This is a genomic window from Agromyces albus, from assembly GCF_004134825.1.
GTDB lineage: Bacteria > Actinomycetota > Actinomycetes > Actinomycetales > Microbacteriaceae > Agromyces > Agromyces albus.
The window spans coordinates 60437-86353 of record NZ_SDPN01000016.1 but is presented as its reverse complement, the minus strand read 5'-3'; the positions used below and the strand labels follow the sequence as shown (position 1 = coordinate 86353).

The 25917-nt window shown below is 66.1% G+C and carries 30 protein-coding genes; 12 read left to right on the top strand and 18 right to left on the bottom strand.

From position 1 onward, the window contains the following. Both ESP51_RS10515 and ESP51_RS10510 read right to left on the bottom strand, forming a co-directional pair. The coding region (locus tag ESP51_RS10515) for a conjugal transfer protein TrbL (RefSeq protein ID WP_206737279.1) at window positions 1–1068 on the bottom strand (1068 nt) is incomplete at its 3' end. Window positions 1069–1112: 44 nt separating this feature from the next. Then, on the bottom strand, window positions 1113–1382 hold the full coding sequence (locus ESP51_RS10510) for a DUF6112 family protein (protein ID WP_129520849.1): 270 nt from the start codon (window positions 1380–1382) through the stop codon (window positions 1113–1115). A gap of 238 nt (window positions 1383–1620) precedes the next feature. Between ESP51_RS10510 and ESP51_RS10505 the strand changes: the two genes are divergently transcribed. From ESP51_RS10505 to ESP51_RS10490, 4 genes are all read left to right on the top strand, one after another. Continuing rightward, window positions 1621–2253 carry a GntR family transcriptional regulator gene (locus ESP51_RS10505; RefSeq protein ID WP_164990485.1) on the top strand — a complete coding sequence of 211 codons (633 nt, stop codon included), beginning with the start codon at window positions 1621–1623 and terminating at the stop codon, window positions 2251–2253. Between the two features lie 128 nt (window positions 2254–2381). Next, window positions 2382–3692 carry a cytosine permease gene (locus ESP51_RS21050; RefSeq protein ID WP_129520847.1) on the top strand — a complete coding sequence of 437 codons (1311 nt, stop codon included), beginning with the start codon at window positions 2382–2384 and terminating at the stop codon, window positions 3690–3692. Next, a complete protein-coding gene (locus ESP51_RS10495) occupies window positions 3689–5209 on the top strand; it encodes an amidase (RefSeq protein WP_129520846.1) in 1521 nt (506 codons plus the stop codon). Before ESP51_RS21050 ends, ESP51_RS10495 begins: the two co-directional genes overlap by 4 nt. After that, the gene (locus ESP51_RS10490; RefSeq protein WP_129520845.1) at window positions 5199–5969 is read left to right on the top strand and encodes a 5-oxoprolinase subunit PxpA; all 771 of its coding nucleotides are present in this window, start codon (window positions 5199–5201) and stop codon (window positions 5967–5969) included. Before ESP51_RS10495 ends, ESP51_RS10490 begins: the two co-directional genes overlap by 11 nt. 124 nt (window positions 5970–6093) lie before the next feature. Here ESP51_RS10490 and ESP51_RS10485 read toward each other — a convergent pair whose 3' ends face one another. From ESP51_RS10485 to ESP51_RS10445, 9 genes are read right to left on the bottom strand one after another with little or no spacing between them, the layout of a single operon-like run. Further along, entirely contained in the window at window positions 6094–6360 is a 267-nt protein-coding gene (locus ESP51_RS10485) for a DUF6112 family protein (RefSeq protein ID WP_129520844.1), read from the bottom strand. Between the two features lies 1 nt (window position 6361). Beyond that, on the bottom strand, window positions 6362–7537 hold the full coding sequence (locus ESP51_RS10480) for a M23 family metallopeptidase (RefSeq protein ID WP_129520843.1): 1176 nt from the start codon (window positions 7535–7537) through the stop codon (window positions 6362–6364). A gap of 9 nt (window positions 7538–7546) precedes the next feature. Continuing rightward, window positions 7547–8176: a hypothetical protein gene (locus ESP51_RS10475; RefSeq protein ID WP_241843108.1), complete on the bottom strand. Its 630-nt coding sequence runs from the start codon at window positions 8174–8176 to the stop codon at window positions 7547–7549. 35 nt (window positions 8177–8211) lie between these two features. Beyond that, complete coding sequence (locus tag ESP51_RS10470; RefSeq protein WP_129520842.1) at window positions 8212–9291, bottom strand: ParB/RepB/Spo0J family partition protein; 1080 nt, start codon at window positions 9289–9291, stop codon at window positions 8212–8214. Next, complete coding sequence (locus ESP51_RS10465; RefSeq protein ID WP_129520841.1) at window positions 9288–10121, bottom strand: hypothetical protein; 834 nt, start codon at window positions 10119–10121, stop codon at window positions 9288–9290. Before ESP51_RS10465 ends, ESP51_RS10470 begins: the two co-directional genes overlap by 4 nt. Window positions 10122–10177: 56 nt before the next feature. Continuing rightward, window positions 10178–10591, bottom strand: a complete 414-nt coding sequence (locus ESP51_RS10460; protein ID WP_129520840.1) for a hypothetical protein — start codon at window positions 10589–10591, stop codon at window positions 10178–10180. Further along, on the bottom strand, window positions 10584–11216 hold the full coding sequence (locus ESP51_RS10455; protein ID WP_129520839.1) for a DUF2637 domain-containing protein: 633 nt from the start codon (window positions 11214–11216) through the stop codon (window positions 10584–10586). Before ESP51_RS10455 ends, ESP51_RS10460 begins: the two co-directional genes overlap by 8 nt. A gap of 44 nt (window positions 11217–11260) precedes the next feature. Then, window positions 11261–12190 carry a bifunctional DNA primase/polymerase gene (locus ESP51_RS10450; RefSeq protein ID WP_129520838.1) on the bottom strand — a complete coding sequence of 310 codons (930 nt, stop codon included), beginning with the start codon at window positions 12188–12190 and terminating at the stop codon, window positions 11261–11263. Continuing rightward, complete coding sequence (locus tag ESP51_RS10445) at window positions 12190–13248, bottom strand: ArdC family protein (protein WP_129520837.1); 1059 nt, start codon at window positions 13246–13248, stop codon at window positions 12190–12192. Before ESP51_RS10445 ends, ESP51_RS10450 begins: the two co-directional genes overlap by 1 nt. A gap of 329 nt (window positions 13249–13577) precedes the next feature. On the opposite strand from ESP51_RS10445, the gene ESP51_RS10440 reads away from it, so the two are divergent. The 4 genes from ESP51_RS10440 (at window position 13578) to ESP51_RS10425 (ending at window position 16704) form a co-directional block, all read left to right on the top strand. Beyond that, window positions 13578–14009, top strand: coding sequence for a hypothetical protein (locus tag ESP51_RS10440; protein ID WP_241843107.1), 432 nt, complete (start codon window positions 13578–13580; stop codon window positions 14007–14009). A 66-nt stretch (window positions 14010–14075) separates the two neighbouring features. Continuing rightward, entirely contained in the window at window positions 14076–14540 is a 465-nt protein-coding gene (locus ESP51_RS10435; RefSeq protein ID WP_129520836.1) for an ImmA/IrrE family metallo-endopeptidase, read from the top strand. Beyond that, entirely contained in the window at window positions 14537–15559 is a 1023-nt protein-coding gene (locus tag ESP51_RS10430) for a DUF6545 domain-containing protein (RefSeq protein WP_129520835.1), read from the top strand. Before ESP51_RS10435 ends, ESP51_RS10430 begins: the two co-directional genes overlap by 4 nt. A gap of 128 nt (window positions 15560–15687) precedes the next feature. Beyond that, the gene (locus ESP51_RS10425; RefSeq protein WP_241843106.1) at window positions 15688–16704 is read left to right on the top strand and encodes an alpha/beta hydrolase family protein; all 1017 of its coding nucleotides are present in this window, start codon (window positions 15688–15690) and stop codon (window positions 16702–16704) included. 455 nt (window positions 16705–17159) lie between these two features. Here the strand turns inward: ESP51_RS10425 and ESP51_RS21260 are convergent, their stop codons facing one another. Beyond that, window positions 17160–17651 (bottom strand): Rrf2 family transcriptional regulator, encoded by a 492-nt coding sequence (locus ESP51_RS21260; protein WP_129520833.1) that lies wholly within the window; start codon window positions 17649–17651, stop codon window positions 17160–17162. Here ESP51_RS21260 and ESP51_RS10415 point away from each other — a divergent pair. Further along, window positions 17532–18566, top strand: coding sequence for an NAD(P)H-binding protein (locus tag ESP51_RS10415; protein ID WP_422386840.1), 1035 nt, complete (start codon window positions 17532–17534; stop codon window positions 18564–18566). The two genes, ESP51_RS21260 and ESP51_RS10415, sit on opposite strands and share 120 nt — an antisense overlap. A gap of 480 nt (window positions 18567–19046) precedes the next feature. On the opposite strand, the gene ESP51_RS10405 is transcribed toward ESP51_RS10415, so the two are convergent. The 5 genes from ESP51_RS10405 to ESP51_RS10380 all read right to left on the bottom strand — a co-directional run bounded on the left by ESP51_RS10405 (window position 19047) and on the right by ESP51_RS10380 (window position 23295). Next, window positions 19047–19508, bottom strand: a complete 462-nt coding sequence (locus tag ESP51_RS10405) for an Lrp/AsnC family transcriptional regulator (protein ID WP_129520831.1) — start codon at window positions 19506–19508, stop codon at window positions 19047–19049. Next, entirely contained in the window at window positions 19495–20418 is a 924-nt protein-coding gene (locus tag ESP51_RS10400; protein ID WP_164990484.1) for a LysR family transcriptional regulator, read from the bottom strand. The genes ESP51_RS10405 and ESP51_RS10400 overlap by 14 nt, the downstream gene beginning before the upstream one ends. A 302-nt stretch (window positions 20419–20720) precedes the next feature. Further along, window positions 20721–21953, bottom strand: coding sequence for a trans-sulfuration enzyme family protein (locus tag ESP51_RS10390; protein WP_129520829.1), 1233 nt, complete (start codon window positions 21951–21953; stop codon window positions 20721–20723). 9 nt (window positions 21954–21962) lie between these two features. Then, window positions 21963–22688 (bottom strand): B3/B4 domain-containing protein, encoded by a 726-nt coding sequence (locus ESP51_RS10385; protein ID WP_241843104.1) that lies wholly within the window; start codon window positions 22686–22688, stop codon window positions 21963–21965. A gap of 16 nt (window positions 22689–22704) precedes the next feature. Beyond that, a complete protein-coding gene (locus ESP51_RS10380; RefSeq protein ID WP_129520828.1) occupies window positions 22705–23295 on the bottom strand; it encodes a helix-turn-helix domain-containing protein in 591 nt (196 codons plus the stop codon). 135 nt (window positions 23296–23430) lie between these two features. Here ESP51_RS10380 and ESP51_RS10375 point away from each other — a divergent pair, with 135 nt between their 5' ends. Both ESP51_RS10375 and ESP51_RS10370 read left to right on the top strand, forming a co-directional pair. Continuing rightward, window positions 23431–23745 carry a DMT family transporter gene (locus ESP51_RS10375; protein WP_129520827.1) on the top strand — a complete coding sequence of 105 codons (315 nt, stop codon included), beginning with the start codon at window positions 23431–23433 and terminating at the stop codon, window positions 23743–23745. Next, the gene (locus tag ESP51_RS10370; RefSeq protein WP_129520826.1) at window positions 23745–24095 is read left to right on the top strand and encodes a DMT family transporter; all 351 of its coding nucleotides are present in this window, start codon (window positions 23745–23747) and stop codon (window positions 24093–24095) included. The genes ESP51_RS10375 and ESP51_RS10370 overlap by 1 nt, the downstream gene beginning before the upstream one ends. A gap of 116 nt (window positions 24096–24211) precedes the next feature. On the opposite strand, the gene ESP51_RS10365 is transcribed toward ESP51_RS10370, so the two are convergent. Then, window positions 24212–24808, bottom strand: a complete 597-nt coding sequence (locus tag ESP51_RS10365) for a helix-turn-helix domain-containing protein (protein WP_129520825.1) — start codon at window positions 24806–24808, stop codon at window positions 24212–24214. A 529-nt stretch (window positions 24809–25337) separates the two neighbouring features. Here ESP51_RS10365 and ESP51_RS10360 point away from each other — a divergent pair. Continuing rightward, complete coding sequence (locus ESP51_RS10360) at window positions 25338–25664, top strand: antibiotic biosynthesis monooxygenase family protein (RefSeq protein ID WP_129520824.1); 327 nt, start codon at window positions 25338–25340, stop codon at window positions 25662–25664. Window positions 25665–25917 lie beyond the last annotated feature (253 nt).

The following is a 25917-nucleotide window of genomic DNA, read 5'->3' as shown; positions in this document are numbered from 1 at the left end:
ACCGGCTGGCCCGGCGCCGCCTCCCGCGGATGGCCCGCCGGTTGCCGTCGCGCCATGACCGCCGCGCGCGGCCCGGCTGCCCCCGCCGCCGTTCTCGCGGGGCCCGAGGATCTGCTTCGCGGCATCCGTCATTGGGCCGTTGGGAACCGGGACCGGTCGGTTCAGTGCTGACTTGGCTTCCTGCTCACTGGACATGGCGTGGTGCATATCGAGGCCGACGAAGTTGAGGAATTTGTACGTGAGATACGGGGCGAACGCGGCGATGAACATCAGCACGATCCCGGCGATCGGGTCGCTGATCGATGCGAGGTCCGCGTCGATCGGCGCAGATACTTGGGCGATTGCGACGAGGAAGATCACGACGAGGACGAGCTTGGACAGGATGAGCGCGATCACGAACGCGACCCATTTCGTGAACCATCCCTTCGCGACATCCCACGTCGCGCCCGCGAGTGCGACCGGCCCGAACACGATCGCCACCAGCAGCAGAGCCTTTCGGATCAGGAGCGAGAACCAGACGATCGCGGCCGCACTGATCGCGAGTGCGGAGAGGAAGATCGTCACGATCGCGCCCACACCTGGTGCGCCGATGTTGATCGTCGTGAGGCCGGCGGCTAGGAGCGCGATCCGGTCGCCCATGCCTTCCATCGTGTTGCCGGAGGCTTGAACGACGCCGATTGCGAGTTGGTCCGTGATCTCCAGCAGCAGGCCGGTGATGGTAACGATGACGAACGATCCGAGCACTGACTTCGCGAGCCCGAGCGCGGCGCGGGACAGTGCGCCGGGGTCGCGGTGCACGAGTCCGGTGATGAGCTGCAGGCAGAAGAAGATCAGCGCGACGAAGACCGCAACGCCGAACAGTACGTTGTAGACCGCGATGTAGGCCGGGTCGGTGAGGTCGACAAGTGTGGTCGTGTCGAACGCGGTCCAGACCGCTTCGAACAGCCAGGCCGCGGCGGCGCCCATCGCGTGCGCGAGCCAATCGAATGGCGCAGCGACGAGGGATGCGGTACCTTCGCCGACGGCGCCGCAAACCTCTGCGATAACGGGGATGTCGCAGACGCTCACTGTCTCGGCCCGCTCTGCGTCATGCTCGGCTCATATCGTCTTGGTCAGACGGTTTGGCCGACATTCCAGAAGAAGTTGATCAGCGTCACGGATGCGCCGCAGATGACCGCCGCCGCACAGGAGACGAGCACGCCGAGCTTGCCGCGGGCCGCGAGGTGCGGGTTCGACGAGTTCGCGCCAAATCCCCATATGATCGCGGAGATGATCAGCGCGAGCACGCTCAGAATCAGGCCGACCGTCATTACGGCGCCAACGATCACGCGGAGCTGTTCGATACCGGGAAGCCCGGTGCCGTTCGGATCGATGTCAATCACTATGAGCTCCCTCGGTCGATGGTGAGATCGACTTGAAGGTGCGCCGCATCCGCCACGAGGCTCACTCAGACGCCAGCTCGCTGGACTTTCTCCCTGCCGGTCTCCGAGTTTGTGAGGTCAAATCAATGACGGGGGCGATCTTTGGGGGTTCCCCTCGCAACAGGATGCCGTTATGATTTGTGATCACACATCACAAATCGGAGGTGTCATGGACTCGCTACCAATCCGAGTCTCCACGGTGAACGACGAGGTGTACGAACGGCTTCGGCAGTGGATCACCACCGGGACACTCCTGCCCGGAATGAAGATCTCCATCCGCTCCATCGCCGACTCCTTCGGTGTGAGCACAATGCCGGTCCGGGAGGCACTTCGCCGCCTCGAGTCCGACGGGCTCGTGGTGTTCGGCCGCCGCAGCGTCACAGTCACCCTTCTGTCGACCGATCAAGTGCAGCAGGTGTTCCAGATCCGCCTTCGGCTCGAACAGCTCGCCGCGGAGTGGGCAATCGACCAGGTGGACGAAGACGACATCGCGGACCTGGAGTCCATCCTCGCCAAGATGGACCGTCCCGACATCGGGGTCGACGAGTGGCGGCACCTCAATCAGGACTTCCACCGCCGCTTCTACGATTGCGCCAGAAGCCCCCACCTGCTGGAGCTGATCCGCAACGTCTGGGACAAGGTCGAACCGTACATGGCCATCTATGCCTCAACGGTCCAGGACTTCGCGGAGGCACAGCGCCAGCACTCAGAGATGCTCGAGCTCATCCGCGGACGGCGGCTCTCCGCCCTCCTCACGGCGACCGCCGAGCATCTCGACTACACCGCCCGGACCGTCGTGGCCGCCCTGGAGGGCGCCGCCCCGCCCAAGTGATCCAGACCGCCGGGATCGGCGTGCCCGGCGCACAACTGAAACACCGTCGTGCCGCACCCCGCGGTCGACGCGCACTACCCCGGCAGCGGACCATCGCGCCCGCACTCCCCAACGGAGGTACGTCAGTCATGTCGCAAACCGTCGAGCACGAGCTCTTCCAGGACGAGTACGAGTCCTCGCCCGTTCCTCAGTCCAAGCGTCGGTCTCTCCTGTCTGTCGCCAGTGTCTGGGCCGGCTTCCCCATGATCATCACCGGTGCCGTCACCGGCGCGACGCTCGTGCATGGTCTCGGCTTCGCCGGCGGCCTCACGGCGATGATCATCGGCAACCTGCTACTACTCGCCTACGTTGGGCTGCTCAGCGCCCTCGGCGCGAAGACCGGCTTCAACTTCTCCCTCCAGGCTTCGCGCACCTTCGGCCGCACCGGTTACATCGCGTGCTCGGCGCTCCTGTCGACGCTCGTGCTTGGCTGGTTCGCCGTGCAGACCGGGCTTGTCGGTGCCAGCATGGAGGGCGCCTTCGGGTGGAATGCGACGATCGTCGCTTTAGTCGCCGGCGTGCTCTTCACGCTCTTCACCCTCCTCGGCATTCGGGCCCTCTCGATCATCGGCGCGATCTCCGTGCCGCTCTTCCTCTTCCTCGGTCTGTACGCGGCGGTCCAGGCCGGCACCACAGGCGCCGACGTCTGGGGTTATGAAGGCGACTCGTCGCTGTCGATCGCCCTCGGTGTCGGAGTGACGCTCGTCTTCGCCCTCTTCGCTGACTCCGGCACCATGACCGCCGACTTTACGCGCTGGGCGAAGAACACCCGACACGCCTGGATTGCGACCGCCTCCGCCTTCCCGATCGGCAACCTCTTCGCGATGGTCATCGGTGGCGTCATAGCGGCGGCCACCGCTGGCTCCGGTGACGTGTTTGGCATCCTGGCCTTGCAAGGCGGGATCTTCCCCGTGCTCGCTGTCATCTTCCTCGTGGTCAACCTCGGCTCGGTTTGCACACACTGTCTCTATAACGCCGCCGTCGGCTGGTCGACGATCCTCAGGGGCCGCATGCGGATCCTCACGCTCGTCCTCGGCGCGGTCGGCGTCATCGTTGCGACACTCGGGATCTGGGGCTTCTTCATCAACTGGCTCAACCTTCTCGGCGTCATCGTGCCGCCAATCGGCGCCATCATCATCGCCGACCAATTGCTCGTGCGCCGCGCGGCCGCTGTCTCCCAGACTGCGATCGCCGCCGTCCGCTGGCAGCCGTTCGCCGCCTGGGCCATCGGCTCCGGCGCCGCGCTCCTCGTCAACTTGCAGGCGCCGTGGCTGTCGACCGTCGTGACTGGGCTCGTGGTCTCCTCTGCGGCCTATCTCGTCCTCAGCGTCGTGACGGCGAAAGCGGAGGTCGTTCATCCGGTGAGTGTTGCGGCGTCGACAGAAACGGACGCAGTATGACCATCAGCCGAGAAGCGGGAAGGGCACTCATGACTGGGCCGCGAGACTTCGAGGACGTTACGATCTCCCGTTTCCACGAGGACATCCTCGCGGGGCGGACGACAGCGACTGAACTCACCCAGTGGTACCTCGACCGCATCGCGGCGCACAACGTCGACGGGGCTGCGATCAACGCCGTGGTCACAGTAAACCCGTCGGCGCTCACCGAGGCGGCGGAGCGGGACTCCGCCTTCGCCGCCTCGGGCGAGCTTTCCGGTCCTCTCCACGGTGTGCCAGTGCTCGTGAAGGATCAGGCGGAGACAGCCGGGATCCCCACAGCGTTCGGATCTGCGCTCTTCGCCGAGTATGTACCGGCGCGGGACGCCACCGTCGTGACCGCTCTCCGGCAAGCGGGCGCCGTGATCCTTGCGAAGACCACCATGTGCGATCTGGCCGCCGGCTGGTTTTCGTCCTCGTCGCGCACTGGGCACACGAGGAACGCGTACGACCCGACTCGCGACTCTGGCGGCTCGAGTGCCGGGACGGGCGCCGGAGTGTCCGCGAACTTCGGGCTCGTTGGCGTCGGCGAAGACACGGGAGGCTCGATCCGCATCCCGGCCTCGTTCAACAACCTTTATGGACTGCGGGTAACGACAGGCCTCGTCAGTCGGGCGGGCTTCTCCCCGCTCATCCACTTTCAGGACACACCGGGGCCCATGGCGCGCACGGTCGCCGACCTCGCCGTACTGCTCGACGCGATGGTCGGGTACGATCCGGCCGATGAGCACACGGTCGTCGCTGCTACCGCGCCCGGAGTCGGCGGATATGCGGAGGCGGTGCGACTCGCGCCGGATCAGGCGGACTGGCGGGTCGGCGTGCTGGAGACGGCCTTCGGCTCCGGCCAGGCCCAGGCGCTCGTCAACCAGGTGGTGCGCGCGGCGATCGGATCACTGCGCGAGCACGGCGTCGGCGTCGTCGACGGCCTCCGGATCGAGCGTTTGGCGGACTGGATCGCGGACACCTCGGTGTACCTCCACCAGTCCAAGTCGGACCTCACGGCGTTCTTCGCCTCCAGGCCTGGGCCAGTCGCCTCGTTCGATGAGCTCTACGCGACCGGCGTATGGGAGCCGCTCAACGATCTCATCCCAGGGATCGCGGACGGTCCCGACACGGTTGAGGGCGATCCTGAGGTGGCTCGGCGCCGCCTCAAGCAGGCCGACTTCCAGCGGCTCGTGCTCGGGCGCTTCGCAGACGCCGGCGTCGACTTCCTCGTCTACCCGACCGTTCAGGTGCCGGCGCCGACCCTCGAGGAGTTGAAGGCTGGCTTGTACACGGCGCTCACCTTCCCGACCAACACGGTCATCGCTTCGCAGGCTGGCCTTCCGGCCCTCACCATCCCGGTTGGCTTCACTGGCGATGGACTCGCCGTCGGCCTCGAGCTCGTCGCCCCGCCGTACGCCGAGCGACGAATGCTCCGGTTTGCGGCAGCCTTAGAGCGATGGGCTCCAGCGCGTAAGGCACCGACCCTTGACCTCTGAGGAGACGACCCGAGACGGTCGATACGCCACCACCGTCCGGCGGATCGATCTCAATGCCGATCTCGGCGAGAGCTTCGGCATCTACCGCTACGGCAACGACGACGCGCTCATGCCGATCATCACCTCCGCCAACATCGCGTGTGGCTTCCACGCCGGAGACGCCGCGACGATGCGCGCCTCCGTCGCCCGGGCCTTGGAGCTCGGCCTGGCGGTCGGCGCACACATTGGCCTGCCGGACCGTCTTGGCTTCGGTCGCCGGAACCTCGCAATCAGCGCGCAGGACGCCTACGACTACTCCGTGTACCAGATCGGGGCCCTCGAGGGCTTCGTTCGTGCGGCCGGCGGCCGATTGCGACATGTCAAGCCGCACGGAGCGCTCTACATGATGGCCTCGGAGCAGCGGAACCTCGCCATGGGCATCGTGCGGGCCGTCGCCGACGTCGATCGTTCGCTGGCGGTCTACGCTCTCCCAGGGTCGGAACTGGCAATCGCAGCGGCCGAGGACGGCCTCGCGGTTCGGCCCGAGTTCTTCGTTGATCGCCCATACCGGGGTGCTGAGGTCGTGATGTTCGGCTGGTCGTACGCAGAGCTCGGCTCGCCGGCGGATGCGGTCCGCAGGGTCGACGAGATGCTCGGCAGCCCGGGCTTCGGGGCGATCGAGACGCTATGCGTCCACAGCGACACCGACGACGCCCCTGCGATCGCCGCAGCGGTCCGGGCCGCCCTCGAGGCCCGCGCGGACGTCGTCCTCGCCCATTGAGGTGACCATGCTCCGCGGGCTGAGCGGGTGGCAGCGACGAGCCCCCCACCTGGTCGCCTGCTAGAGACCCGACAGCTGCGTTCGGCCAGCTTCCACGCCAACCGGGAGGTTCGAGTTTCGGTCATCAAAGGCCTGAGCCGACGTCGAGCAGGAAGTTGATCCACGCGACGCCCGCGCCCGCGAGGGCCGCCGCCCCGCACGCCACCCACAGCCCGAGCCGCGCGCGTGTTGCGATCTGGAACTGCCCATTCGCCGACGCCAGCGCCCAGGTGATCCCGCTGATGACCATCATGAGCACAGCGATGACCAGCACGACCATCAGAAGGGCGCCGGCGATGCTCCGCAGCTCTTCGGCGCCGCCGACGGCGCCGAAGTCGGGGAAGATGTCCATATCAGGGCGTCCTTTCCGGTCTGCATCCCGCGGTCGAGACCTCCGCATTGGCAAGGCCGGCAGCGCCGTGCTCGGTGAGCCAGTCCATGGCGTCGACGGCGGGCGCCTTCGCGCCGCCGGGATGGATCTCGAGGTGCAGGTGGGCGCCGGTCGACTTGCCGGCGGAGCCGACGTCGCCGATGTGCTGGCCGGCCGCGACGGTGTCGCCCTCAGTGACATGCACGCCGTCGTCGTACATGTGGGCGTAGTACGACGCGACGCGCTCGCCGCCGACAGTGTGCTCGACGATGATCAGCCCGCCGTAAGTGCCACGCTGGCCGGCGAACGTGATGACGCCGTCGGCGATCACGAGGATCGGCGTACCCATCGGTGCGGCGAGGTCGCTGCCCGCGTGGAATCGCTGCACGCCGGTGTACGGGTCGATCCGCGGTCCGAAACTGTCGGTGCTCGTGTAGGTGCCCGCCGGGAGGGGGAACACTACGCGTGAGGTCTCGGGAATGACGGGACCGCCGGCGGCCGCAGCCGATCCACCGTTGGACTGCGTGCGGGTGAGCGCAGTGACGATCGCTTCGGCGACCGGTTGGTAGTTCTGGTACCGGTCGGGGTATGCGCTGACCTCGACGGCCTGTGCTGCCTCGCCGGGGTCGAGGAACTGCCAGCCGGGGATATCGAGCAGTCCGCGCGGTGATCCGCCGTTCGGGCCGGATGGCCCACCGAAGAACGCCAGCGCCTGGTATTCCGGGTCCATGAGTTCGGCGATCGTTCCCCAGCCGGAGGCGTGTCGCATCTGAAAGAGCCCGAGCGAGTCATGATCCGAGCCGACGCCATCGTTCGAGAATCCGAGCGATTCGGGGTAGGCGCTCGGGTTGGCGAGCATCCGCAGCGTCGATTCGGTGAGCGCGGCCATGAGCGCGATGATCACGCCCTCGCGGCCGACGCCCGCGGTACGCCCGGCGACAGTCATGATCGTCGCGGCGTGGGTGAGCTGCTGCCGGTTCAGCTTGATCGATCCGCCGTCGCGAGTCTTGGCGGTCAGCGAATCGGGGATGTCGCCCACGAGGAGAGACCCAGACGAACAGGAGATCGCGGCCGGGTGCATCAGTGCCGCGACGCTCACGAGGCCGACGGACGGGCCGAGGAGCAGGGCGACCGCGAGAATGCCGAACAGCTTCTTCATCCGGCCGCCCTATTCGAGAGGTCGGTCGAGCTGCGAGATCCGCAGGAGGGTGCACGGCTCCTGGCCTGCGCAGGCGAGGAACACCGTGAACGACACGTGCCGCGTGGTGCTGACAACCTCGGTGCCCCATGTGCCCTCGCGCTGGCGGGTCCCCTCGACCGTGAAGGCGGTTGCGCCGCGGGGGAGTTGACCCTGCGCAGCCTGCGCGAGCGCGGTCGGCCACGCGTCGGGCACGGTGACGGACTCCACCTCGAGCCACTGCCGAGTGCCGTAGGCGCTGAGCTGCTGCCACATCTCCGGCCCGGGCAGGTAACTTCGGACATCGGATGCCACAGCGGCCGCCTCATCCACATCGGCGACGTCGACCAGCGCCTGCGCCCACGCGGATGGCCCGCCAGGGTGCCGCGTATCCCAAGTGAAGAGTGCCCGCGCGACGCTCCGAGCGAACCGCTCGGGCTCTGAGGACGCGAGAACTGGCTGCGGCCGTTCTGGTCTCTTCTGAAGCTCCGACGGCGCGGATGCCTCGTGTGTCGGCGTTCTCGGTGGGCTCGCGCTCGCCGGCCCGCGGAGTAGTCCGTAGACGCCGAATGCCACGAGCATGAGCAGCACGGCACCACTCACGGCGACGGCAATGATCAACCGGCGTCGGTGTTGGAACCGGATCCGGAGCTGCATCATCGCGCCGCCGTACGCGCTCTCGCACGCAGCGCCCGCAGCGACTCCGCGAACGCGATCGTGCCGGCGAGCGTCTCTTCGAACTGCTCCCACTGCTCATCGGTGAGCGCAGCCGCGAGCTCCGCAACGTCATACTGCGTCCACCAGTGGTCGAGGTCGCCCCAGAGGAACACGAACGCGCGAACGGGCAGCTTCGCCTCGTCGCTGGTGCTTGTCGCACGCGAGGGTGCTGGGCGGTGCGATCCATTCGTTGACTTCTTCGCCGCCTTCACCCGCGCCAGCGCTTCACGCGCGAGTTGCTCGAGTTCCGCCGCGCTCGCGGTCCGCTCGACCGCGTGCAGCCTCGCTGCGCTCGCCGAGGATGCGTGCCGCACTCCAGCCGGTCGCGAGAGATCAGCCGCGATCGCCTCGAGCTCCGCCAACGAGTGATGCGCGCTCACCCGCTGATGCGCCGACGAAACAGCTCCGCCCCGGTCGATACCATTGAGCTCCGCGACGGCGAGCGCCCGCACTGAGGCATCCGTGCTCTCGTCGCCCGCGATCCGTTGGATGTCGCCGATCTGCTCGAGCCGCGAGTACGAGCCATGACCGGTCACCAGGCGCGCTGCACGCTCCCGAGAGCGGCCGAGCCCTTGAGACGGTGGGGCCGAATCGGCCCCACCGTCTGATCGGGGGTTTTCCCCGTTCGCATGGAACCGCGACGCCTCCTGCCGACGCGCCGCTTCCTCAGCGAGGAGCTGCTTCAACTCTCGGTAGAGCGTGGCGGATTCGGTGGGGCTGAGAGGCTTGTGAAGGGTGTTGTCGTCTTGCTCGGCGAGGAGTTCCGTGAGTCGGTCGGAGATGCCTGCGCGAACCCAGACGTTGAGCTTGCGCACGCCGAGTTGGCGGAGAGCGGCGAGCCGGCGAGCGCCGCAGACGAGTACCCCGTCGGGTGTGACCGTGATCGGCTGCAGCAGACCCTGTCGTTCGATCGACGCGGCGAGGGCGTCGATGTCGCCGAGGTCGGCGCGGTGGCGCGAGCCGATCCGAATGGAGTCGATCGACCGCTCCAGCTCGATGTGCCCCGGCGTGCCGGTCACTCGTGCGCCCTCGGGAGGTTGTCGACGATATCGGCCACCAGGTCGTCGTCGTGGAGCAGCGACCGCAGGTGCTCACCGACTAGCAATCGGAGCAGGATGCCCCTTCCCGCCGTCGTGTGCTCATGCATGTGGTCGCTGATACCGAGGACCGCGCGGAGCATCGCGATCCACGCGCGCTGCGGAATGTCGAGCAGCGCCCGTGCCTCGTAGTCCCGCCGTAGGGACTCGTACGCGGACGCACGCGACACGGCATCCGCCAGCCGGCCGCAGATGTACTCGACGGCGCCGCGCGCGCGATCCGGCTGCCAGCCGAGCAGGGTGAAGAGCGAGATCGCATCTTCGACGGCTGACTGCACTTGGCGGGGCGGTTCGGATGTCTCGGGCAGCGCATCGACTGGATCGGTCCGAAACGCCGGGTGGTAGTCGAGGAGGGCGTGCTCACGATCGCTGAAACGCTCGGCGTCGTGGTACGACGATACCCGTGGCCGCCGGGCCTGATGCACCGAGCACAGTAGCCCTTGAGCTCGTTCCTCGGCGATGCACGTCACCTGCACGGCGCGAGTGACGATCGCCCACGGGTCTTCTGCCCGCAGTGTCGCCGGCGCACGCATGGCGTCGAACGCGGCCGCGGCCGCCTCCCAAGGGTCGAGGCCGTGCTTGCGCGCCAGGGCCGCGTAGCGGTCGGCCGCGTAGCGCATGAGCTCTGCGGCCTCGGGGTCGGTGCGCCATCCGGTACCGCCGTTGGATTGCAGGCGGTCGAGCAGTGTTCGCAGGCCCTCGGAATTGCGGAACGTCGCCGAAGCGGCATCCGACCGTGTACTCCAGTTCATCGCGCACCCCCAGTTACGTAGGCGTGTGTCATCGCGCTCCTCAGCGTGCGCATGGGTCACCGCCGGCCGAGCCCCTCGCGGCGAACCTGTGGATGCTCGCGCGATCGCCCGAATTCGGAGAGTGGGGGGAGCCGGTCGGCGCGCTCGCGGATCACGTGGCGGGCGGTGGCGTGGCTGCGGCGCAGGCGGCGGGCGAGTTCGGTCTCGAAGTCGAGGCCGCGGCCGGCGAGGCGTCCGGTGCTCGTACTGAGCAGATCGGATGCCCGGACCCAGATGATTCCGGGGCGGTCGGCGGTATCGCGGAGCGGTCCGAGCGTGTGGCTCGGGTCGGATCTCACACGCCGACGAAGCGCGGCGAAGGGGGCGCGGTCGTCATCGACGGGATGCATCGCCGTCGTGTTCGTCACATCGTCGGTGCCCGCTGCATCGGATGCCTCGGGGCGTGCCTTCTCGAAGTCGTCTTCATCCATCGGTCGTGCCTTCCCTCACGGTGCTGGTCTGCATTGCAGGTGTGACGACGCGGTCACGGAACCAGCGGCCGACCGTCGACGGGTGGACGCCGAGGTGCCGGGCAATCGCGGAGTTCGACCATCCGAGCGCGCGGAGGGATGAGGCATCCGAACGGTTTGGAGCGGCAGGGGTGAGTTCGAGGTCTGGCGGGGCTGGGGTGATCGGGACCTGGGCCGGCTGTTTCGCGCTCGCGGGCGCGGCGGCCCGGGTGGGGTCATGGCGCATGAGGACCGAGGTCAGGTGGGTGATCGCGAGCAGCACGAGTGGCGGGACGGCCGACACGGATGCCGCGAGCAGCAGCGGCACTTCGGTTGTGTCGGCGACGATCGCGTGGATGGCGTTCGCGGCGACAGAGATGGAGGCACCGGTGATGAGGAGCATCCACGGATACCAGGCGACGCGCGACCGCGCGAGAGCGACGGCGGCGACGGTCGCGACCACGATGATGCCGTCGACGATGAGCGGCCACACCCACGACTGCGCCGGGTCGAGTCCGGATCGGCGCGCGAGGTCGCTGAGTGAGGTGAATGAGAGCCAGAACGCCCCGGCCGCGATGAAGATGGTGCCGACTACAGCCGTGATCATTGCGAGGCGGACGCCGTCGGGGCGAGGGAGAGGGTTCGAGCGGGTCAGGGCAGGCATCGCGTGTCACCTGCCCTTCGTGGTGGAGACGGGGGGACGGACCAGGGGGTCGGCGGAATCTGCCTCGGGCTTGACGGCCGCGTTGGCCTCGCCGAGCCTTGACGGCTCGCGGATCGGATCGTGGTTGCGATCTCACGATCCGGGAGGCCGGCGCTCGCCGCCGCCGGCGCGAGTGCGGATGCGACGGCGTCAGGTGGGAAGCCGGCTTCAGCGAGTCGGCAGGCGGCCCAGAAGAGACCGGCGTTTCGCTCACCTTCTTGGAGGCGGCCTACCCACCCGGCGAGCCTTCTCGGGTCGAGTGGTGCGGCTTTGGCCGGCTCTGCCGAGCGCGTGCTTGGTGGTGACGGGCGCGGGTCAATGAACTCGCGAAGCGCGACGGCGTCGACGGGCTTCGTGTGAGCGGATGACACGGAGAAGAGCCGGTAAGCGACCCGGCCGCGATCCGTCGCCAGGATCGATGGCGGCGAGATCACGTAGCCACCCGTCCCGCGGAAGTCGATTCGCGCGACGGCTGCCTGCCAGCAGCGCTGAGGCCGGGACTGCATCGCTGGGAAGTACACGTGTAGTCCGCCAGATGGCGTGCGAACCCGGGCGAGTTCGCCGTCGACGAGTCCGACCGTGGCGGCGCGCTCGAACGCCGGGAAACCCGATCCCGCGACTCCCTTCGCATCGACATCGACGACGTCGATCCCGGAGGCGCTGCCGGTCGGGATGCCGAGGTTCGCGTCGGGCCAACGAGCCCACCACGTCTCGACTTGGTCGACGTCGCAGCTGGCATCGTGGAACCCCGCCGCGGTCAGGGGACGCTTCTCCTCGGGGGCACACGGGAAGACTGGGACTCCGGCACGGGCGAACGCGATCGCCGCGTTGCGCGTCGGCATGAGGTTCGTGGTCAACAGCAGCTCTGCGATGTCCATCAGAGGCTCCGCGCTTCGAGCGACTCCGGTTGCCGCTCGGGCGATGCGGCGGCGGTCGCGCTGACGTGCTGGGCGGGCGTCGGCCGGTCGAGTCCGGGAGGATCCCCGGCCCCGCCTTGGGTGGTGGGGAGCTGGTCGAGTATCGCGGCGGCGGTTCGTCGCACTCGTTCACCGGTCTCCTGAATCACCTCGGTCGGTGTCTTCGCCTCCACAGCGTTCGCCCACGACGAGACGTACGGGATCGTGTAGTCGCTCGTGTCCATCCCGTGCGCGGCGCCGATCATCAGTGCGACCGACTCTGCCTCGACCTCGCCGATGCCGCGATGCGAGGCGGCGTCAGTGCCGGGTGCATGCATCCGGATGTGCGCGAGTTCGTGCGCCAGAGTCTTCACACGGGCTGCGGCGTCCACGTCCGCGCGAACCATGACCGCGCGCGACCCGAAGTCAGTGACGCCGTTGGCGCCGCGCAACTCGGTGGCATCCGTCACCGTCGACAGTCTGAAGCCCTCGTCGCGCACGATCGCGGCGAGCCCATCCCAGAGTCCCGGCGGCGCCTCGCCGTGGAGCAGGTTCGGCCTCGGCAGTTCCGGCAGAGGGCGGCCGTCAGTCTGCGAGACATCCCATACGTAGGCGGGCCGGACCCCGACCATTCGCGAGCGCACGATCTCGCCGGCGCGCGGGCGCTCGCTCCGCTCGAGCCGACGCCACGAATCCGCATCCATAGGCGACGAAGTTGCGAACCGCGCGGTGAGCGGCGCGAAGATCATGTACCCGCGCTGTCCGGCGATTACTCGGCGGCCGAGGGTCTGCCACTGCTTGAATCCGGCGACGTACGTCGGCATCGGGTCGGGGACGCGTCCCTGCCGGTATGCGGCCTCGTGCTGCCACCAGATCAGCAGGGTGTTGTTGAACGATCGCGTGCGGAATCGGGCGGCGAACTCGAGGGCGCGCTTCCACTCGTCGCCGGTGACCAGCGTCTCGACGGACGCGACGAGGTGCTCGTGCAGCTCGACGAGCTTCGCTTCCCGGTCGTGAGTCGGTTGCGGTTTCGTCGACACGGGTGACCACCTTTCGGAACGACCGCCGGCGCGCATTGTGCGAGGCTTACGCATAGGTGTGCCCGTCTGCGCACGGATGCTCCGGGCGCAGGTGAGCGGTATCGCAGAGCCGCGCGCGAGGAGCGCGGACTCACGGGAGTTCGGAGCTTGCTCGCTACCTCCCTCGTTGAGCATGCTCAATCGTTCGGTTCGCCTCGTTCATACCACGTGATTTGAGCATGCGCAACGCTTGCGTTGGTCATGCCCAACGGGTAAATTGAGCATGCCCAACACCGCAACTCCGGGCGACACAGATCGGCGATGCCAGACCTATCCCGAGGGTGATGGTGATGCGAGACATGAACGAAGACGAGAGCAAAGCAGCCGCAGAGGACCTGGCGAAGCGCCTCCGCCTCCTCCTCGACGTTGCGGTTGCTGAATCGGGGTCGGAGCCGACGTATGCGCAGATCGCCGCGTACCTCGAGGAGCGCGGAACGAACCTGTCGCGATCCCGCTGGACGTACATGGTGAACGGCCACCGATACGTGCAGGACCGCGCGTTGTTCGACGGGCTCGCCGCATTCTTCGACGTCGACACCGAGTTCCTTTTGGGCACTGAAGGTGCGGAAGCTCCGGAGAGGGTGAACGCACAGCTCGATCTCGTTCGCTCGATGCGCGCCGCTCGCGTGAAGTCCTATGCCGCTCGCACGCTCGGTGACATCTCGCCGAATGCACTCCAGGCGATCAGCAAGTTCCTCGACGAGGAGATCATGAGAACGTAGCCGACGGCGCGACTGCGCCCAAGGCGCCGGCAATCCTACAACTGTCCCAATCGGAGGTGACGAACCGTGAACAGCGAGGCGGCCGTGTCGGCGGCATTCGACGAACTCGCCCTCGGGGACGTGTTCACGTTCGACGAGCTGATCGGCGCGGTGCAGTCCCGGCGGGGGCGTCGCCTGCGGATCGTCGAACTCTCCGAGCTCGGTGATCACGACGGGCTCTGCGCGATCTGGCTGAAGACCGATGCGGAGGATCTAGTACTCCACGCGCACAGCGAATCAGCGCTTCATAGGCAGCAATTCGTGCTGCACGAGCTCGCGCACATGATCTTCGATCACGGCGACGACGATGATCCCGCGGAACCCGACTTCCTCTTGCCGGACATCCCGCCGGAGACCCGGCGGCGCCTCCTGCGGCGACAGGACCTGGACACTGCCGACGAGATATTGGCGGAATCCCTGGCGGATCGACTGGCCGCCGCGATCCGCGAGTCAGCCATGCACGGGTCGCGGTTTCTGGAGATCTTCGGGTGATTCCGGTCCTCGTCTCCGCGCTGATGTGGCTGCTGCTCGCATGCCTGCTCATTGTGCGCCGGGGCCGTGCAGAGCGCACGATCACCTACGCCGCGCTCATCATCGCAATCGCGATGACTTTGAACATCGACTCGGTCTACGTCGGTCTCGACCGGATTGTCGGCGATACCAACCTGGTGACGCTCATCGCCGATCTCGGCCTCACGGTCGGCGTGTTCTTCCTCGGCCGTGGCGTCATGAAGGCGTCCGATCACCAGCCGCGATCCGTACAGCTTGCACTCGGGACACCCACACTCGCGACCGCGCTGGTGTGTGCGATCGTCGCGTTCTTCCTCATCGACCGGGGCTCCACCACCACGACCTTCATGCTCGACCTCGGGTATCAGCGAGCGGCAGCCGCCTACTCGACGATTCACTTCGCCTACTACGCGATCGTGCTCACGGCGATGGCAGTGCTCGCGGCCAGGCAACTGCGAGTCAACCGGGGCGTGCAACTTCTGCCGCCTGCCTCGCTGGTCCTCGGCAGCGTCTTCTGTGTTGCGCTCACCGGCGTCGTCATCACAATGGATGTCGCGCACGTCGCCGGCGACATCGATCTGATGACGGCAGTCTCCGTCGCCTACAGCCCGCTGTACCTGTTGACGTTCCTTTTCCTCTGCTTCGGGTTCGCCGGACAGCCAGTCGCCCGCACACTGCATGCACGGTCTCGGGAACGGACAACGCGTGCACTGGCGCGCGAGCTCGAGCCGCTGTGGGCCCGAGCAACCGCAGTGCGGCCCGGTATCAGCCAGAGCCAGGGTGCCCCTTTACACACTGACGACCGCGAAACACTGCTGCACCGCCAAGTCGTTGAGATCCGCGATGCGATGATCGACACGCGGGTGTCGTTCGAGGTGAGCGATGACGAACGAGTGCTCGTCGATCGGGCGGAGCGGCATCTGCTCGGAGCTGGTCTGGGCGCTCCTGCATCGGTGGCACACGGGCACCCGAGTGCCGGGTGGGGGCAGCAGAAGCGATGAGCGTGAGGTGGGCAGCAACAGGCGCGGTTGCCTCGGTCGGCGTCGCGCTCGGGGGTCTGGGGTTGGGTATCGCGAGGCGCCTCACCGCACCTGTAGGCGGTCGAAGGTACGACCTCACCATTCGTGGGTTGGATGAATCGGGGGAGCGAGTGATCGTTGCGCTCGACCGTACGCCGCAAACGGCCGCGCCCGGTCGTTACAGCCTTCTGCTCGAGAACGGGCGCTGGGTTCGCTTGTCGAGCGAAGTCGAGGACCTCGGTCCGGGGCTCGTCGGCCGCGGCGTGTTGGGTGAGCCGCGCGCAGGTCTGCATATCGGCGAGCGGGCGTCCTGGAGCGGCATCTACTTCTCGAGCCCGGAGGATGCCGGGCTTCAGGCATCGGACGTCGCTATCCCGACGGATGCCGGCCCGGCTCCCGCCTGGCTCATCCGCCCTCGAACTGGCTCATCGACGACCTGGGCCATCCATATTCACGGTCTCGGAAGCGCCCGTGCCGGCACGCTCCGCGGCGTGCAGGTCGCCGCCGAGACCGGACTCACGTCGCTCGTGGTGACCTATCGGAACGACGGCGAGGGCCCCACCACTGGTTCAGGACGGTCGACGCTCGGCACCACCGAAGCCGACGACGGGCGGGCCGCCGTACTCTTTGCGCTCGCGAACGGCGCAAGCCGAGTCATTCTCTTCGGATGGTCGATGGGCGCGGCCATTGCGCTGCAACTCGCCGCAGACCCAAGGCTTCGCGGTATCGTCGCCGGGCTCGTTCTCGAGTCGCCGGTGCTTGACTGGGTCTCGACGATCAAGTCGAACTGCGTGAGATCGGGATTACCCGCGTGGACCGGCGGGCTCGCCGTGCCGTGGCTCGACAGCCGGCAGTTGTCACGCATCACAGGCCTCGGTGCGCCCGTCGGGCTGCGCCACTTCGATTGGATCACGCGTGCCGATGAACTCGCCGCCCCGACGCTCATCCTCCACGGATCCGCCGATACGTCGGCGTCGATCGGAGTAGCGGAGCGCCTTCGGGATCGCAGACCCGATCTGATCCAGCTCGAGCGTTTTGATGCGGACCACACGATGACGTGGAACTCCGACGCCGAGCGTTGGCGGGCAACCGTGGTCACCATGCTGGATGATCATATCGAACGGTGATCTTGCGCAGCTCGGTGTTGGGTCAAACCGATCCGGTCCGCGTTTGAATGCTTGAAGGACCGCCCGTCGGAAGCGGCTCCGGAACTTGCAATCGTGATTTCGGCCATGTGCTGCTGCTCGTACGAGCCCGAATCCGCGAGGGGTATCTCCCTCAACGTGCAACCCGCGATGCGGGCGCGCTTGCGCGGCCCGCCGGGCCTACTGCCGATACAAGAGGTATGGATGGTCCTTGGCCAGACTGATGCCGGTCGGTAGCAGGAGCGGTTCTCCCGCAGAGCCGGGGCATTCTTCAGTGCGGCACATCCGCTGATGTTCGGACTATCGCTCGGCCGGTTCCATTTCATGTCGAACTGGAGCGTGGGGATCGTCGAGCGGAGCACAGGGGACTTGCTTGGCTCCGCTGGTGGGTGAGGCGCGAACTCACGGGGCACCGGTTGCGCAGCGGATCTTTACTCTTATGGAAGCCGTGTAGCAGCAACCCCAGCAGGATGAACGTCTGTCTGTTGCCTGGCCCGGTTAGATGCGGCGAGCAGAGCATCGGAGACGAGACCCTCTACTGTGCGCTCTCGCAGTCGTGCTCGTACTGCGGACGCGACGTCGGCCTGGAGGGTGCTCAGTATCCCCGAAATCTCTCGCCCAACCGAGCACTCTGGCGATGGCCCATGCGTGGCCAGCATCGGCTCTTCGCTGGTGGTGAGATCGAAGATCTCGTCTAGATGGATGTCAGCGCTGTGGCGCGCGAGTTCCCACCCTCCGTGCGCACCGCGGCGTGCGCGTACTATCTGCGCGTCCCGCAGAGGAGCGAGAACCTGACGGATGTATACCGGATGCACGTTGGCGCTTTCGGAGAGCTCGTCGGAACTGACGGCGCGGCCACCACCGCGGCCCGCAAGGTACGTCAGCACATGGACCGCGACCGAGAAATGCGTGCTTGCTCGACCGGACATGAAGCCAGTTTGCCCTATTCGAACCCGTATGGCTACATTAATAACATAACTGATTCGACTACGAATAGAGGGCAGATGGTCTACGCAATCACAGGGGCATCCGGACAGCTTGGCCGGCGGGCCGCGGAGAGCCTCATGGAACGGGTCGATCCGTCGCAGGTTGTCCTGCTTACACGCACTCCGAGCTTGCTTCAGGAGTTCGCAGACCGTGGCGCGGCCGTGCGGGCCGCCGATTTCGCGGATGCGGATGGGCTACGCACTGCCTTGAGGGGAGTAGAGCGTCTTCTGCTTATCTCCGTCGACGCGTTCGGCGCCCGATTGGAGAAGCACCGCACCGCGATCGATGCGGCCAAGGCTGCAGGTGTCGCTCATGTGCTCTACACCTCAGTCCCCAATCCGGTCGATGGCAACCCTGCGGTAGTCGTGCCCGACCACAAAGGCACTGAGGAGTACCTGGCTGCCAGCGGGTTGGGTTGGACGTTGCTGCGTAACAACATCTATGCCGAGGTGCCGCTGCGCGATTTGCATGAGGCGATGAATACCGGGCGCTTGGTAACGAACGCCGGGGACGGCGGCACCGCCTACGTGACGCGAGACGACTGCGCTGCAGCAGCGGTCGGCGCCCTTGTGTCTGCGGGCGACGACGCGGCCGTAGAAGTGTCAGGTCTCACTGCATACACGCCATACGACCTCGCACGCATTGCCGCAGCGAAAATCGGTAGCGAGGTTGAGGTTGTCCAGGTCGACGACGCCGCCTATACGGCAAGCCTGATTGGAGCCGGACTACCCCACTCGCTGGCTGAGTTGCTGTCCGCGTTCGGCGCCTCAGCCCGCGAAGGCTACCTAGACACCATCACCACCGCCGTCCAGGATCTTGCCGGCTACGCACCCACCCCCCTCGAAACGCTGGTTTGACGCGCACGGTGGACGGCGCCCGCATACCCCACCGATCTCGAAGTTCAGGCGTCGTCCGACCGTGTCGACGAAACAGAGAAGCACCGTCATGCCATCCATCTCCGTGTTCGGGGCCGGCGGCGCTGCCGGTCGACGTATCGTCGCTGAAGCGGTCGCGCGTCGCAATCGCGTCACCGCGATCGTCCGCAACGCCGGCCCCGCTTCGCCGAGCACTGGGGCTACCGAGCACGTGGGATCGACCCATTGGTCGAGGTGGAGGTTCAGCGTATCGGTACGCAGAAGCCAGCGCGGGTGCTCATCCGATTCGTCGCTGACGACACGGACGCAGCTCGGTGCGGCGACGATTCAGTTGACGGTTGATGAGTCGAGGGCGGCACCATGGCCGCTACTGTCAAGGCGTGATTGTCCAGACCGAGCTCCTCGCCGCCACGCCGGTCGGGCCGGCATTGACGGAACGGAAGAGCTCGGGGTCGGTGCAGGTCACCGGCCGTGTCCCGCTGTGCTCCTTGGGCGCGCGATCACTGTTCGCAGCGACATCGCCGTTGTGATGTCGCGCACGCCGGGGAGGACAGCGACGGCGGTCCAGACCTCCTGGATCCGCTCGGGTGAGAACGCCTCCACACGGACCACCAGATCCAGCTCACCCGCGACGACGTCGCATTCCACGACTTCCGGGATCTGCTGAAGAGCTGCCAGGACGTCTGCGCCCCGCATCCGATCCTGTCGATAGACGAGCATGGTGGCACTCAGTGTGGGGGAGCCGAGTTCCTTCTCTCGGATCGTGTAGCCGAGGATGCGGCCGTCCCGCTCCAGCCGTTCGATCCGTTGGCGCACGGCGTTACGGGAGAGCCGCACGATCTCGCCGAGTTGGGCATGGCTCACGCGACCATTTGTCCGCAACTCGACCAGAATCCGTTCATCGATCGCGTCAAGCTGTCGCATCTGAGAGTCCTCCTCGCTCAATCCCCCCGATGTCACTGGTGAACAGAGTGTCGGCGGTCTGCTGTAGGCGGCTGATGACTGCTTCCACTGCGGGGGTGTGGATGCCCCACCGCTGCAGCTGGTAATCCTCGCGAATCGATGTCGTGGACACGCGGAGCAGTCGCCCTCGTTGCAGGCTCGTCGTGGTCACAGTGCGCGGCAGGAGGCACCACCCGTGTCCTGCCTCCGCGAAGGCAAGGGCTATCTCCGTCGACGGGACGGTGGTGATGGAATCGCTGACTGTGTGTGTGTCAGCCGTCAGGAACGTGTTGTGACGTCGTTCACGTCCACGAACGATCACCGTGGGGGCATCATTGCTGAAACTGAGACTGCCTGCTCTGAGCAGGCCCCAACGCTCGACGAATGCGGGGGATGCGACGGCATCGAATCCCACGGAGCCGAGGGAGATGGTCTCCCAACCCGGCGCCTCTTCGGGACGGACCGTCACGGCAATTGCAGCCTGCCCGCTCTCGCGGCCATCGTCCCAGACGCCTTCCTCGAACATCGAGATGTCCACTGGGATGTCTGCTGCTGCGCTGGCAACAGCAGCCACCCAATAGGATCGAAGGTCCGTGTCGACTCGGACCGAGATGCGTGGGCGGATACCTCTTGAGACCACGCCGAGGTTACGCAGTACTTCATCCTCGAGCTGCTGAGCTTGACGGGCGAAGCGGACTACCGAGTCGCCGGCAGTAGTGAGCCGGACAGGCTTTGAACGAACGAGGACCACCCGGCCAAGCAAGGTCTCAAGCGACTTGAGCCGCTGGCTGACTGCTGACGGTGTGATCTCCAGTCGGCGCGCTGCAGCATCGAGCGACCCGGTCTCTGCGATCTCGGCGAGGGTGCGTACGAGGTCCGTGGACAGGATCATTGGAGTGCTCCTTTCGAGTGCGACAACATGCGACGATCCGTCGTGGCGATCACCGACATGAGAACGGCTAGGCATGACCCCACGACCGGCGGAAGACGTGCGTCACCGCTGAGCGTTCCCGCGGCGGCAGTGTCCAGCGACCCGGCGGAGATCTTGAGAGCGCCGACCCAGACGAAGACCTGTCCTCGTGCTGCCAGTGGGGCGTACTCACAGCGGGCAGCAAGGCGCATATGCAACGGTGTCGAGCTTGTCCTCTGCGAGCGGGGTCAACGGAAAATCGCTGACCCCGCTGACGGCCGCAATCATTTGACGGACTTCCTGGCTCCGGTGATCTCGGTCTTGTCGAGGGCGCTGCGGAGGTCGGCGATGAGGTCGTCGACCGACTCCAGGCCCACGGACAAACGAAGGTGCCCGTACTCGAGGAATCCGGCCGGGTAGCTCTCGCTGCCACCACGAGCGTCCGGGCCCACGTGCACGACAAGGGTTTCATCGTGACCGAGCGAGACTGCAGAGGTGATGACGCCCAGGTTGTCGACGAAGCGGTTCTGCGTGTCGGAATCGCCGTCGACGGCGAAAGCCAGCATGCCGCCGAACCCCCGACCGCCGAACTGACGAGTAGCCAGCTCGTGCTGGGCGTGGCTGGGCAGGCCTGGATACTCGACGAAGGCGATGCGGCGATCGCTGTCGAGGAATTCGGCGACCTTCTGCGCCGAAGCGAGGTGCTGAGCCAGACGCAGCGGGAGCGTGACAGAACCGCGCATGATCATCCAGGCATTGAACGGCGAGATCACACCGCCCACGTCGACCACGGCGTCGTGACGGATGTGCTCGACGAGCTCGGTGCGTCCGATGACGGCACCGCCCATCGCGTCGCCGTGGCCGTTGATGTACTTCGTGAGTGAGTGGATCACGAGGTCGGCGCCATCGTCGAGAGGGCGGTAGAACGGCGGCGGAGTGAACGTCCCGTCGACCGTGAGCAGTACACCGGCCTCGCGGGCGATGTTGGCGATCGCGCGGACGTCCGCGACCTTCGTCGTCGGGTTGGCAATGGTCTCGACGTGTACGAGCTTGGTGTTCGGGCGGATAGCTGCCTTCACGGCGTCGAGGTCGCCGACGTCGACAAAGGTCGCCTCGATGCCGTAACGCTCCGGGAGCAGTTCGGCGAACAGGCGCCACACAGCCTCATAGGTGACGTTCGAGACCACCACGTGGTCGCCACTCTTGAGGAGAGTGAAGAACACGCCGTGCAGCGCTGCGACACCAGTCGCGAAAGTCGCGGCGGCCTCGCCGTGATCCATGGCGGCCAGCTTCGTCTCCAGGGCCTGCTGGTTGGCGCCCCCGTTGCGGGTGTACGTCAGTCGGTCGGTCGCAGACCAATCCATCGACGCCGGGTCCTGCGGCAGGCGGTACGAGTTCGCCATCACGAGGGGCGTGCGCACGGCGCCCGTGCCCTCGTCGATGCTGTTGCCGCCGTGGACGGCCCAGGTCAGGAAGTCGACGGAGTCGGGGTTGTGCTTGTCGGGATGCGTTGCCATCTTCTTCTCCTACTTCGAGTTGTTCGCCAGAAGGCGACGAGCGAGGGTGATGTTCGGGCCAAGGTGGCTGAGCGCGTCCTCGAGGTCATCCGCAGCCGCTGTCAGAGCCCCATCGGTCATCGGCTCCAGCGCGTCGAGGATGAACAGCGCTGTGTGCGTGTCATCCGTCAGGGCCGTGCGCCGACCCTGACGCCAGTTCCAGCGACGGCAGGTCACGCCCTCGTCGTCGCCCCAGATGACTTCGCCGGCATCCGGGTGCTCGAGGATGGTCTCCCCGGCTGCAACGGTGTCGAAAGCCTCGGTGCCCTCAGAACGCGTGAGATGCGGTGCGCCGCGGTACTTCTGAAGGTCCTCCCCGCCGAGGGGAATCTGATGTATCACTGAGATCGCGTTGTAGATGTCGGTGAGACGGTTCACTCGCGGCAGCCCACTTTCGGCGCGACGGGTGAGCGCCTCGAGGCTGTTGCGTGTACGCTGCGGCTTCGCTCCGAACGCCCGGTATGCCTCACGCCACGCGGCGATGTGAGGCAGGTCTTCCACCGCCTGGGCGGCGAGCGATGCCGCCGCGTGGCTCTCCGCCTTCAGCAGGAGCGTCTCGCTGCGGATGTCGCTGGCACCGGGCTCGATGCCGTCGACAGCGAGCAGCAGTGCCCGGTAGTCCGGGCGCAGGTCGAAGACCTCTGGCGCGATGTGTGCGTCGGCGAGGTACGCTTCGAGTTCTTGCGTGGTTGCCACAGCAGCCTCTCTTTCGTTAGTTCTTGGTTGAATCCGGTTTGAAGACAGCCAGCGAGAAGACTGCCGACTCGGTGCCTGTGTTGGCATAGCCATGAGTGGCATCGCCGGCGAAAACGATGGCGTCTCCGGCGCTGAGGGCATGCACGTGATTTCCCGACCAGACACTCACGGTGCCCGCGCGAACTTGCAGCAGTTCACGCGTGCCTGCAGCATGCGGATCGCTGTGGTGCTCCTCATCGGGGAGCATCGTCCATTCCCATAGCTCGAGCGACTCGGGGGTCTGCGCTCCCGCGAGGAGAATGCCCTGGCCGCCTTTTCGGCCCCGCCACAGCGAGGAACCCTCGCCGTTTCGGGTAATTCTCGTCTCTGACGTGGCAGGAGTTTCGACAAGGCTGGGGAGGCCGATCCCCAGTGCATCGCTGATGCGAACGAGCGTCGCCACACTCGGGTTCGCCTCACCCTTCTCGACGTTGACGACCATCCTGCGACTCACGCTGGCTGCCTCCGCGAGCCGATCGAGAGTCCACCGTCGCGCGGTCCTCTCGCGCTTCACACGCACGCCGATGGCCTGCGACAGGGAGCGAGTGGGATCAGTCACGTAGTGCATAATACTGCACTACAAAGTGCAGTCAATGTGGCATCATGAATTGCAGTCCGGTTATCCTCACCTCCGCAGCATGTGTGCTCGCGGACAAGGAGGCAGTACCGGCACTGGACAATACTGACTCAGAAAGAAGCCGTTATGGCGTGGTTGATCCTGATCCTGTCAGGAATGCTCGAAGCAGTATGGGCGGCAGCCCTGTCCGCATCTAAGGGGTTCAAGCGGTGGGCGCCCAGTGTGCTGTTCTTCGTGTCGATGAGTGCGAGCCTGGTGGGGCTCGCCTGGGCGATGAACTCGATCCCGACGGGAACGGCCTATGCCGTCTGGGTGGGGATCGGGGCAACACTTACCCTGATCTGGGGTTTCGTGACCAAGCAAGAGCGCTTGACGGTGGCCCGGGTCTTGCTGCTACTGCTCTTGATCGGTTCCGTGATCGGACTGAAGGTGGTCAGCTGATGCCGTGGATCGTCTTGCTGATCAGTGCCGTGTTCGAGGCGGTGTGGGCTACTGCGCTCGGGCTCACTGATGGTTTCACGCAGCCCGTCGCCGTCGCCGTCTTCATCGTCGCCGTCGTTCTCAGTATGTGTGGTCTGGGGTGGGCGGTGAAGACCATTCCTATCGGCACGGCGTACGCGGTGTGGGTCGGGATCGGCGCAGCCCTCACTGTCGCGTACGCGATGGTGACAAGCGTTGAACCGGCATCTCCTGCTCGGATCATCTTCATCGCAGGCATCATCGCTGCGGTGATCGGACTCAAGCTCGTGCCCGCCGGCAAGTCTGAGCGTGTGGAGGAGCATCAGCTGTGACGAGAGTCCCCGTCCAAGTATCGGGGGATACTCGAGGGGTTCGCCTGTCGCAACGGTGACAGGTGGGGCACTGCCAACCACGGGTCAGGCAGCGCCCCTAAACCGTCGTCCGTCCGCTACCGGTGCGCACCCCCGGGCACAGGCTCGAAGACAGTGAGCGCGAACTGCGCTTCGATGTCGCCTGCGTTTGCGTATGAATGTGCCTCGTCCCCGCGGAACGTGATGGCGTCGCGCGGGTTGAGCGTGAACCGCTCCGTCCCCACGGTTACCTCGACGACCCCAGTGAGCACCTGAATCAACTCGCGAGTGCCGGTGATGTGAGCTTCGCTGGTGTGCAGGTCGCCCACGCCGAGGGACCATTCCCAGAGTTCGACGACGTTCGGGGACTTGGTGCCAGCGACCAAGACAGCTCGCCCGCCATGGTCGCCCGTCCATAGAATCGCGCCTTCGCCGTCACGGGTCACGCGAGCTAGTTCCAACTCCGGCGGCTCGACGAGTTCTGGAAGGCCGACGCCGAGAGCGTCGCTTACCCGGAGCAGAGTGCCGATGTTCGGATTGGTTGAGCCCTGTTCGATGTTGATGAGCACCCGGCGACTGACCCCTGCTTGTTCCGCCAGCCGCTCGAGCGTCCATCGCAACGCTTTGCGGCGCTCCTTGACGCGCAAGCCGATCACGGCGGCGAGGTCGTTCGGCGTATTGCTCACCCTCGGCATCCTAATTGGGCGACGCGCACTCGGCCCGGCGAACGTACAATGACCCGATGCAGCTCCGGTAGGAGTGTTTGCCTGACGATGATGGCGCCTCGCGTTACCCTGGAGCGCCCTCATCTTGTTGGTCTCAGGCGCCGCGGCGCTCGCGGCGAGGGATGGTACGGATCGCCTGGGTGCGGAAGACCTCTTCGAGCTACTCGAGCGAGCGGTCCTTCGTCTCGGGGACGGCGCGCCACACGAAGAACAGCGATACGGCGATTGCGGCGAAGAGCAGGAACGTCGGTGTCGAGCCGAACATCATCCCCAAGCACTCCGAAGGTGCTGACACGGACCACAGCCACTCTTCTCAGCGTCGACGGGGAAGTCCTGGTCGACGCGAGCGAATGGGGTCGGAAAGTGGGAGGCTTTGGCGACGAGATCGTCGTCAGGTTCGGCGGCGGCAGCCCTGCACCTACACCTGGTGACTATCTACGACACACGCCGGCTCACGAAGGAACAACAGTCCTCTCAAGCGGGAACAGGAGAACCAACGATGTACACCTCCACCTTCATCTTCGAAGCGAAGACCTACGACGAGGACTTCCATCAGCTCAACGACACGATCGCTGAGCGTGCGCGAAAGATCCCGGGGTTCCTGGGCGAAGAAGAATGGCACAACCCTGTGGCCGGGCTGCATTCCGAGGTGTACTACTGGGAAAGCCTGGAGGCTCTTCAGCAGCTGATAGGCATGCCCGACCACAAGGATGCCAAATCTCAATACGAGCGATGGATCGGTGCACATCGCGTCGTGATCGCTGAGGTGCTGAGTACCTATGGGCAGCCGGGGCTCGGCATCGAGCATGTCCCGATACAGAGCTGAACCCCTGCAAGCAGCCCGCCTCTTGTGGCTGACAAGCGCGTCAGTGATCTCCAAACCCGTTCGCACCCAGGCGGAGCGATCGGCAACTGATCGCTCCCTCGGCTGCCATTGCCCGCCACGGAGAATGCTCGCCGGTTACGCTCCCTGGGACTGCGGGAGCCGCGGTCCTCCGAAACGGCACGAGTCCTGCTGGAACTCGGGCGAAACGGCATGTGGGTCAGGCGTTTTGAACGTAGCTCGTGATGCATTTGCG